The sequence below is a fragment of the Pedobacter sp. UBA5917 genome (assembly GCF_002432345.1).
Lineage (GTDB): Bacteria > Bacteroidota > Bacteroidia > Sphingobacteriales > Sphingobacteriaceae > Pedobacter.
In genome coordinates, this window is sequence record NZ_DJDT01000006.1 from 1 (window position 1) to 9,470 (window position 9,470).

The following is a 9,470-nucleotide window of genomic DNA, read 5'->3' on the forward strand; positions in this document are numbered from 1 at the left end:
TTCGTAGGCTTCGGCATCTGCTGATTTACCACCATCCAGATAGGTTTGTAAAAGCCTGTGCGCCATAACATCGGGATAACGGCGGATAGGGGAAGTAAAATGGGTATAATATTCGAAAGCCAAACCGTAATGACTGGTCTTTTTTGTTGAATAAATGGCCTTAGCCATCGATCGGATGGCCAGTGAGGTAAGGATATTCTGTTCTTTTTTACCTTCCACATCAGCCATTAAGCTATTTAAAGATTTAGCAATTTCCTTATCTGATTTGGTATTTACCTTGTAACCGAAACGGGCAGCAAAAGTGGCGAAAGTAGTAAGGGTTTCCATATTCGGCGAATCATGTACGCGGTAAACAAAGGTAAGTTTGTTTTTACCCTTCACTTTTTTTGCAACAAATTCGGCCACTTTACGGTTAGCCAACAACATATAATCTTCGATCAGTTTATGGGCATCTTTACGTTCTTTAACATAAACACCGATCGGTTTTCCGGTTTCATCAAGCTTGAATTTAACCTCGGTACTTTCGAAACTGATCGCTCCGTTTTTAAATTTGCGGTCGCGGAGGATATAAGCCAGTTCATTTAATTTCAGGATTTCGGTAGCATAATCACCTGCCTTGTTCTCAATTACTTCCTGTGCTTCTTCATAACTGAACCTTCTGTCAGAGTGGATCACAGTACGCCCATACCATTCATTTTGGATATTCGCCTGCTCATCGAGTTCGAAAACTGCTGCAAAACAGAGTTTGTCTTCATGTGGACGTAATGAACATACACCATTACTTAAACGCTCGGGAAGCATCGGAATTACGCGATCAACGAGGTAAACCGAAGTAGCACGGCTGTAAGCTTCTTTATCCAACTCTGTACCCTGGATTACGTAATGCGAAACATCGGCAATGTGCACGCCGATTTCGTGATTTCCGTTAGGCAGTTTTTGGTAAGAAATGGCATCATCAAAATCTTTTGCATCAGCCGGATCTATGGTAAAGGTTAATATATTTCTAAAATCTTTTCTTTTCGCAATTTCGGCGGCAGGTATTTCTTCAGGGATCGCATTTGCTTCGCGTTCTACCTGAGGTGGAAATTCCAATGGAAAACCATACTGGGCCAAAATCGCGTTCATTTCGGTATTGTTTTCACCCTGGTTGCCGAGTACATGTTTAACAATGCCGATCGGGTTTTTGGCACTTTCAGGCCAATCAGATAAGGTTACCAATACACGCTGACCGTTTCGGGCATCGTGGGTATCGGCCAAAGGCACAAAAATATCGTGCATCATTTTCTTATCATCTGCGATTACAAATGCAAAACGATCGGAAATTTTAATTACCCCTGTAAAATCTGATTTTGCCCTTTTAATGATCTCCACAACCTCACCATCATTTTTGCGACCACTTTTCTTGGCGAAAACATAAGCTTTAACGGTATCGCCATGTAAGGCATTTTTGAGTTTGCGGGGAGCAACAAAAATGTCTTTCTCAAACTCGTCTTCCGGAACAATGTAAGCCGAACCATCGGCGGTCATATCAACCGTACCGATAATGAAATTCTGTAACTCTTTAAGTTTAAATTTACCTTTTTGGGGTTCTATGAAAATTCCTGCATTTTTCCCCTCTTTTAAGATCTCGAGAATGGTTTCTCTCGACTCCTGATCGTTCAAATTTAATTTGGCCGAAACCTGCTTGTAATTTAGCACTTGATTACTGTTCTTTTCAAAAACATCACTAACCAATTGATTCAGAACCAATTTTATATTTGCCGATTTTTTCTTTGCCATACGCTATACTGAATTTATCGAAGATACAGAAAATATGTAAGATGGGGGATTTAGATGGTTCATTTGTTCACTGGTTCATTCGTTCATTGGTGGAATTGTGGCTAATTGTAAACGAGATTGTTTAATTGTTAAATGGCTGGATTGTTGGCTGAAAAATGGTTAATCGGTTAATTGTTTACCCTTCGACTACGCTCAGGGGTTAACTGTAAACCCGATTGTTCAATTGTTAGATGGCTAGATTGTTGGTTGAAAACTGTTAACTGGTTAATCGGTTAATTGTTTAAATTGGTTAACTGTGTTGGGTAGCCAAAACTTCCAACGTCGATAATCAGACTTTTAAAAACTCCATTTGTCATTTGTTCATTAGTATAGCAAATTGCCCTACTGCATCCTGAGTTAATAATTCGTTGTTAATGAGTAATGTGGGGTAGGTAAGATGACTATTATCCATAAACCATCCCCGATAAATAATCTTGCATTTTAAACCTTTTTCCAGAAGCATTTCCATCCTATGAACTATGAACTATGAACACCATTTTCCATCTCACATTTTCCATTTTACATCAATTACCCGGAATAGCCTCAATTAGTTTTTTTGTGTACGCTGCTTTCGGCGCATTAAATATCTGCTCAGGGAAACCTTCTTCTTCGATTTTTCCTTTGTTCATTACTAAAATGCGATCTGAAATATGCTTTATTACGGCCAGATCGTGGGAGATGAAGATATAGGTGAGCCCGAATTCCTGTTGGAGATCTCTGATGAGGTTTAAAACCTGTGCCTGTACGGAAACATCAAGGGCAGAAACGGATTCGTCGCAGATGATAAATTTAGGTTCTAGTGCCAAAGCCCTGGCAATAACAACACGTTGTCTTTGTCCGCCGCTAAATTCGTGCGGGTAGCGGTTAAAGTGTTCTTCTTTTAAGCCTACTTTATTGAGTAGCTCTAATACCTTCTGTTTGCGTTCGGCATCATTGCGGTGTAGTTTATGGACCTGTAAGGGCTCTAAAATAGATTGACCAATGCTTAACCTTGGGTTTAAAGAGGCATAAGGATCCTGAAAAATGATCTGGATATCTTTCCTTAGTTTACGTAGATCAGTTTTGCTAATATGGGTAATGTCTTGTCCATTGAAAATAATCTGACCAGAAGTTGGCTGTATCAATCTTAAAATGGTACGCCCCAAGGTGGTTTTGCCACAGCCTGATTCGCCAACTAATCCCAGCGTTTCTCCCGGGAAAACCTCAAAATTCAATTGGTCAACGGCTTTTACATAGTCGGTGGTTTTTCCGAACAGACCATTGTTTATGGGATACCAGGTGCAGAGGTTTTTTATCTGAAGTAAAGGTTGTTGTGCATAGAGTTTTTCTCTGCGTGTTGAAATTTCAACTTCGGTTAACTGGTTTGAGGACTGTAAATGTGCTGAGGCATCGTCAATTTTTCCGGTAAGGAAATCGGCTACTACAGGTAATTTCTTTAACTGGAGGGCAGGGGAAGGACGGCAGGCGAGCAAACCTTTGGTGTAGGGATGTTGCGGATTTTCGAAAATAGATTTTGCCGGTCCCTGCTCAACAATTTCGCCTTTGTACATTACTGCAACTTCGTCGGCAATTTCGTTTACCACACCTAAATCGTGCGAAATAAAGATCATGGCCATATCCCGTTCGGTTTTCAGTTTTAAGAGCAACTGGAGAATGGTTTTTTGAACGGTTACATCCAATGCGGTGGTAGGCTCATCGGCAATCAATAGTTTTGGATCGCAGCTTAATGCCATCGCAATCATTACCCGTTGTTTTTGTCCGCCAGAAATCTGGTGCGGATAACTATCGAATATTTTTTCGGGGCGGGGTAACTGTACCTCGTTAAAAAGAGCAATAGTAAGTTTTTTGGCTTCGGTTTTATCTACTTTCCTGTGCAATATAATGGCTTCGGCCACCTGATCGCCACAGGTAAAAACAGGGTTGAGGGAAGTCATAGGTTCCTGAAAGATCATTGAAATCTGGTTGCCCCTGATCTGGCGGATTTCATTCGTGCCGAGATTAAGCAGACTGATATTTTCAAAATCGATATCACCTGTAATTTTTGCGCTTTTTTCATCGTGCAAACGCATAATAGAAAAAGAGGTAACCGATTTCCCGGAGCCCGATTCGCCTACAATACCTAAAACTGTTCCTTTTTTTACATTAAAACTGATCTGTTTTACAGCTTTAAACCATGTTTTTTCTTCCTGGTAATAAAAATCGATATTTAGGTTTTCTACGTTTAGCATCAGATTTTTGAAATAATAAGCTCAATTGAACCCACTTCCAAACTGTTATAGTCGTCTAAATGATAGTGACAACCAATTGGGGTTTCATCTTGTGCTAAGGAAAGTAGCTGTTTTGCAAGAGAAATGAGCCCTGCTTTATTCGCCTGAATTTGGATTTGATTTTCAATAATGTCCGTTTTAAGTATGAATCCATCTACCCAGCTAGATTGCAATCCTACCTCTCTATCATATTTTGGAATTTCCAGTTTTACTTCGATCATCATTTAGGTTACAATGGTAACGTTTTCTGCTGAAATTATATTCATTCCTTTAAATTTTAACAGCACTTGTGCAGTAGTAATTACATCTTTCTGGCAATAGGTAACTATGCGTTCGAGGTTTTTCTCTTCGTAGTAAACCTGCCTTACCTGCGAACCGTTAATGTCATCTTTGGGGGTTGGGATATCCAAAATAGCTGCCAATAGATTTAATGAAGTAAAGTGTTTGTAATCGCCGAATTTCCAGAGTTCCATGGTATCGATATGGTTTACTTCCCATGGTTTTTTACCCGAAAGCTGTAATTGAACCGGGATTTCTATGCCGTTAACCAATAATCTGCGACATAAATAAGGGAAATCGAACTCTTTTCCGTTATGTGCACAGAACATTAAATTTGGCGCTTGTTTGCTTAAAAGACCGGAGAACAGCAAAAGCATTTCTTTTTCATCGTGACCAAAAATAGATTTGATCCGCAAAGAATGAGATTGATCCTGCACATTAAAAATCCCTAAACTGATGCAGATGATTTTACCGAATTCGGCCATAATACCTGCTTTTTCGTAAAAATCTTCAGGACTTTGGTCTGCGCTTCGCTGATAATGTGTTTTTTGCTCCCAGAGTTCCTGAAAATGCGGGGGAACATCCTGAAATGACGGGTATTGCGGAACAGTTTCGATATCGATAACCATTACCTGATTGAGATCTAACGTTTTTAGCATACATGAATTTTTTCTGTAAAACAATTTACAATTTTCATTTCATAATCCTGTAGATAAATGATTTAACATTACAACTATATTCTATAGCTTTGATGATGGCAAAAAGTAAATTCGAGCAATCTTTAGCGGATGGCGCTCACAAACAGCTTCAAACTTTAATTGGAAATTGGCAGGGAACAACCAAAACATGGTTCGAAAAGGATGTTCTGGCAGACGAATCTCCGTGTGAGGCTCAGATTACTTCCATTTTAGGTAGCCGTTTTATTTCGGTTGATTATCAAGGAAGTTTGGAGGGAAAATCTTTTGAAGGCAAAATGATTATCGGTTTCGATATTCCGTACCAGAGGTTTACCACCAACTGGGTGGATAGTTTCCACATGGGTACGCAGATTATGCTTTCGAGCGGAGAAGCTATAGCAAATGGCTTTTCGGTTTTTGGCGAATATGGCAGCCCGGAATATGGGGAGCAGCTTTGGGGCTGGCGTACCACTTTAGAAATTGTTGGAAGTGATGAGTTTGTGTTAACTGCGTATAATGTTTCGCCTGAAGGGGAAGAGGCAAAAGCAACGGAAACGGTTTATAGGAAAATATAGGTTTTTAGAAAATGGTTCGTGGCGACACGAAACATAGCGAGTGTTAGTCGGGATTTGTAATCCCGATTTTAGAACTAAGGATTTTTAATCCTTTAAGGTGGATTGCAAATCCACAGCTCATTGAGAAGAGATTGTAAATCTCGACTAGCAATTTCAAACCTATCAGGTTTCGAAAACCTGATAGGTTTAGATATCATTTAAAACAAGCCAGGCGAAGCCTGATTGGCCATTACCGGTATTTTTAAATCGGTTCCGACTGCTTTATTCAGTTTATCGGTAAAATAAGCAGAAAATAAAGGCGATGAAAGCTCAACATTCTGGTGTACAAAGAAGTAAAGGTTCTGTAAACCCTGTTCTTTCCAGCTTACAATCCTTTCGATCCAGTCATCCAGGCGTTTTTTATCGATTTCGTCATCATTGGCACCTACAAAACGTACAAAAGCGGTTGGTGTAGTTAAACGCATGTGTAACATATCCCTTCTGCCCGAAGTATCTACAATGATATTGGCCACGCCGTTATCTTCGAAAAGTTTGGCAAATTCGTCGGCAATGGCCGGGTTGGTAAACCATTCCGTGTTCCTAACCTCAACGCCCAAGGGAATTACCTTTGGGAATTCGTTGATGACGATTTTTAACCTTTCGAAATCTTTTGGTTTAAAATTATCATGAAGCTGAAGAAAGGCCATGCCCAGTTTATCCTCAAAATTACTAATCGCATCGCAATATTGCTCAACCGGTTCTTTAACGTTGATCAATCTTTTAAAGTGACTGATGGTATTGGTTAGCTTTGGAAAAAACTTAAAATCGGCAGGTGTTTTTTGCGTCCACGTAATTACCTGCTCGCTTGTAGGCATGCCATAAAAGGTGGCATTTAGTTCTATCGAATTAAACTGTGTAGAATAGTAGGTTAATTCATCCTTGGTTCCTTTTGGATAAAAACCTTTTAAATCAGTTTTGTTCCATTTTGCGCAGCCCACATAAGCTTTAAAAGCCTGTTTATCTTTATTTGCTTTTAATATTGCAGCTGTTTCAGTGGCATCAGCCGGAAGTGTATAATCTATAATCGAAGGGTCTTCTACTTTACCGAATTGCATTTTTAAATTTATTATGTGATACTAACTACATTAACTTCTTCTTTTTTACTCAAGAGTACTTCTAATGCTGAATTAATCTTTGGTTTTAATTTTTCCCAAAGTAGTTTGTTTGAACAATTTCCAACTTTAATAAGGATAAGTTTAGGAGGAGCGCCAAACCAATCGATTAATTCTTTGAAATCTGAATCCTTAGAAATAATTATGACATCCTTTCTAATTTGAGCCATTCTAAAAATGGTCAAATCGTCTACTGAATGTAAGTTTAGACTAAAAGAAGATTTGGTTTTATAAATTGTGTATTCTGAAAGCCACTTGGCAATAATAGGGGATATATTGGTGTCGGTCCAAATTTCCCAATTATTCATACATTAAATCCTCATCTACCTTTTGTGCACTATATAAAAGAACAGCCCTAATATCTTCTTTTTCGAGGATGGGATGTTCCTCTAGGATTTGTTCTTCACTCATGCCACTTGCCAATAATTCTAGTACATCAGAAACTGGAAATCTTAACCCACGTATTGTAGGTCTTCCACCCATCAAACCATCTGTAGAAATGATCCGATCAAATAATTTAATCTGTTCTCGCGCCATACTCAAATATAAAAAAAATACCCCAGTTTAAAAAACCGGGGTATTTATAAAAAGATATAAAATTTTACGTTTTTGGGGTGTGTCCCAACTGAAAACTAAATTAGTAACCCAATATCTTCAACACCTGTTTACTGTTCTGCTCTTCGCCGAAAACCTCGAAATTGAAGCTTTCATCACGGTTCCTGCGGATCAGTACGTGTTTCGGACTAGGCAATAAACAGTGGTGGATACCACCATAACCGCTCAATACCTCCTGGTAAGCACCAGTATGGAAGAAGCCCAGATACTGAACTTTACGCGTTTTTGGCATAAATACACTGTTCATGTGTGCTTCCTGATTGTAGTAATCCTGTCCATCGCAGGTAATACCACCCAAGTTAACACGTTCGTATTCGGCATCCCAATTGTTGATCGGTAATAAGATATATTTTTGGTTCAGTGCCCAAACATCCGGTAAGTTGGTGATGAAAGAACCATCCAGCATCAACCAGCGCTCGCGGTCGTTCTGTTGTTTACGGCCCAATACTTTATAAAGAATGCCTGATGCTTCGGCAACGGTATATTTGCCAAATTCGGTAATAATATCCGGTTCCATAACCTCGTGGATGGCACAGATTTCCTTGATCCTTTTAACAATCTCGTTTACCATATATTCGTAGTCGAAATCGAAAACCAGTGAATCTTTAAATGGCATACCACCACCAATATCCAGTGTATCTAAATCAGGATTGATTTTTTTGAATTTGCAGTAAAGTGTTACATATTTTTCCAGCTCGTTCCAGTAATACGGCGAATCGGTAATACCCGAGTTAATGAAAAAGTGCAATAACTTAACCTTAAAGTTGGGGTTGTGGACGATTTTATTGTTGTAAAAATCAATTACATCTTCCATACGAACACCTAAACGCGAAGTATAAAACTGCGAATCGGGCTGTTCCTCTGCTGCAATGCGGATACCCAGGTTGCAGGGCTCATCCATTTCTACTTCATCATCATAAAGGTTAAATTCTTCCTTGTTATCCAAAACCGGGATGATGTTTTTATATCCATCATGCAACATATCAATAATATATTGCTTGTACTGGTAGGTTTTAAAACCATTACAGATGATGGTGGTATCCTTAGTTAAATGTCCTTTTTTCTCAAGGGCATCAACCATTGGCATATCAAAAGCCGAAGAAGTTTCGAGGTGGATGTTATTTTTTAGTGCTTCCTCAACAATATGCCTAAAGTGCGAACTTTTGGTGCAATAGCAATATTTGTAATCGCCACGGTAATTGTTCTTTAAAATGGCAGTCTGGAAAAGGATCTTCGCCTGTTGAATTTTCTTGCTCACCAAAGGCAAGTAGGTGAAACGTAGGGGCGTACCGTAAGTTTCGATCATTTCCATCAGGTTTAAATCCTGAAAATATAATTCATCATCCAAAACATCAAAGCCTTCCTGTGGAAAGCCAACGCTTAGATCGAGAAATTCTGAGTAACTCTGCATTTACTTTTAAATAATTTTTGCAAAAATGTAATTTTAAATCGAGAATTAATCTTTAATAAAAATATTTTTACTGTAGGGAAACGGATAGCCTAACTACAAAAAAAGAGCACAAATTGTTTTTAGAAAAAAATAGGATGGGTAGTTTTGATAAAGTGTTGTAAAACAATAGGTAATAGGCGCTATCTTTAATTGTTTGGAAAGCAGGTTTCTGTTCTCGTCGGTTTGGGTTAGTCCTGCTCTCCACTTTACTCGTTGCTCTCGTGTTCGTTCTGATCAGGTTTAGTTAACAAGGGCCAGTGCTGCTATTTGGGGTTTAATGACGGATGGGTTATAATAAGATATGTAATGCAATAACTTTTCCGTGTTTTCCGTGCATCCGTGGCAAAATAAAAATGATTCGTGGGGATACAAACCCGGGTGGAGGGTGATTTGTTTGGTTAATTTATTGTAAATCAGTGTTTAATAGCTTTGTTGTTTTGGAAAGCAAGGTTCTGTTCTTATCGGTTTGGGCTGGTCCTGCTCTCCACTTTATTCACCCGATGAAAAATCGGGATCATGTTCGTTTCGATCAGGTTTAGTTAATAAGGGCCCGTGCTGCTATTTGAGGTTTAATGACGGGTGTGTTATAATAGGATGTGTAGTGCAATAACTTTCCGTGTTTTCTGTGCATCCGTGGC

The 9,470-nt window shown here is 39.0% G+C and carries 9 protein-coding genes; 1 reads left to right on the forward strand and 8 read right to left on the reverse strand.

Annotated features, from left to right (window positions below; all coding sequences use genetic code 11):
* The 4 genes from rnr to B2V92_RS00385 form a co-directional block, all read right to left on the reverse strand.
* Positions 1–1,779, reverse strand: a 1,779-nt coding sequence (gene rnr / locus B2V92_RS00370) for a ribonuclease R (protein WP_293303784.1), incomplete at its 3' end; no start/stop codon positions are given.
* A gap of 563 nt (positions 1,780–2,342) precedes the next feature.
* Positions 2,343–4,046 (reverse strand): ABC transporter ATP-binding protein, encoded by a 1,704-nt coding sequence (locus tag B2V92_RS00375; RefSeq protein ID WP_293303785.1) that lies wholly within the window; start codon positions 4,044–4,046, stop codon positions 2,343–2,345.
* Positions 4,046–4,309 carry an Imm32 family immunity protein gene (locus B2V92_RS00380; RefSeq protein WP_293303786.1) on the reverse strand — a complete coding sequence of 88 codons (264 nt, stop codon included), beginning with the start codon at positions 4,307–4,309 and terminating at the stop codon, positions 4,046–4,048. The genes B2V92_RS00375 and B2V92_RS00380 overlap by 1 nt, the downstream gene beginning before the upstream one ends.
* A complete protein-coding gene (locus B2V92_RS00385; RefSeq protein ID WP_293303787.1) occupies positions 4,310–5,023 on the reverse strand; it encodes a 3'-5' exonuclease in 714 nt (237 codons plus the stop codon).
* 92 nt (positions 5,024–5,115) lie between these two features.
* On the opposite strand from B2V92_RS00385, the gene B2V92_RS00390 reads away from it, so the two are divergent.
* A complete protein-coding gene (locus B2V92_RS00390; RefSeq protein ID WP_293303788.1) occupies positions 5,116–5,616 on the forward strand; it encodes a DUF1579 domain-containing protein in 501 nt (166 codons plus the stop codon).
* 197 nt (positions 5,617–5,813) lie between these two features.
* Here B2V92_RS00390 and B2V92_RS00395 read toward each other — a convergent pair whose 3' ends face one another.
* The 4 genes from B2V92_RS00395 to B2V92_RS00410 form a co-directional block, all read right to left on the reverse strand.
* Positions 5,814–6,710: a DUF72 domain-containing protein gene (locus B2V92_RS00395; protein WP_293303789.1), complete on the reverse strand. Its 897-nt coding sequence runs from the start codon at positions 6,708–6,710 to the stop codon at positions 5,814–5,816.
* 11 nt (positions 6,711–6,721) lie between these two features.
* The gene (locus B2V92_RS00400; RefSeq protein WP_293303790.1) at positions 6,722–7,075 is read right to left on the reverse strand and encodes a DUF5615 family PIN-like protein; all 354 of its coding nucleotides are present in this window, start codon (positions 7,073–7,075) and stop codon (positions 6,722–6,724) included.
* Positions 7,068–7,304 (reverse strand): DUF433 domain-containing protein, encoded by a 237-nt coding sequence (locus tag B2V92_RS00405; RefSeq protein ID WP_293303791.1) that lies wholly within the window; start codon positions 7,302–7,304, stop codon positions 7,068–7,070. Before B2V92_RS00405 ends, B2V92_RS00400 begins: the two co-directional genes overlap by 8 nt.
* A gap of 100 nt (positions 7,305–7,404) precedes the next feature.
* Positions 7,405–8,793: an arginine decarboxylase gene (locus B2V92_RS00410; protein WP_293303792.1), complete on the reverse strand. Its 1,389-nt coding sequence runs from the start codon at positions 8,791–8,793 to the stop codon at positions 7,405–7,407.
* Positions 8,794–9,470: the final 677 nt, after the last annotated feature.

Bases quoted from the DNA above. Each gene is read 5' to 3' on its own strand.
- B2V92_RS00375 (WP_293303785.1), bottom strand. From the start codon at position 4,046: ATGCTAAACGTAGAAAACCTAAATATCGATTTTTATTACCAGGAAGAA.
- B2V92_RS00380 (WP_293303786.1), bottom strand. From the start codon at position 4,309: ATGATGATCGAAGTAAAACTGGAAATTCCAAAATATGATAGAGAGGTA.
- B2V92_RS00385 (WP_293303787.1), bottom strand. From the start codon at position 5,023: ATGCTAAAAACGTTAGATCTCAATCAGGTAATGGTTATCGATATCGAA.
- B2V92_RS00390 (WP_293303788.1), top strand. From the start codon at position 5,116: ATGATGGCAAAAAGTAAATTCGAGCAATCTTTAGCGGATGGCGCTCAC.
- B2V92_RS00395 (WP_293303789.1), bottom strand. From the start codon at position 6,710: ATGCAATTCGGTAAAGTAGAAGACCCTTCGATTATAGATTATACACTT.
- B2V92_RS00400 (WP_293303790.1), bottom strand. From the start codon at position 7,075: ATGAATAATTGGGAAATTTGGACCGACACCAATATATCCCCTATTATT.
- B2V92_RS00405 (WP_293303791.1), bottom strand. From the start codon at position 7,304: ATGGCGCGAGAACAGATTAAATTATTTGATCGGATCATTTCTACAGAT.
- B2V92_RS00410 (WP_293303792.1), bottom strand. From the start codon at position 8,793: ATGCAGAGTTACTCAGAATTTCTCGATCTAAGCGTTGGCTTTCCACAG.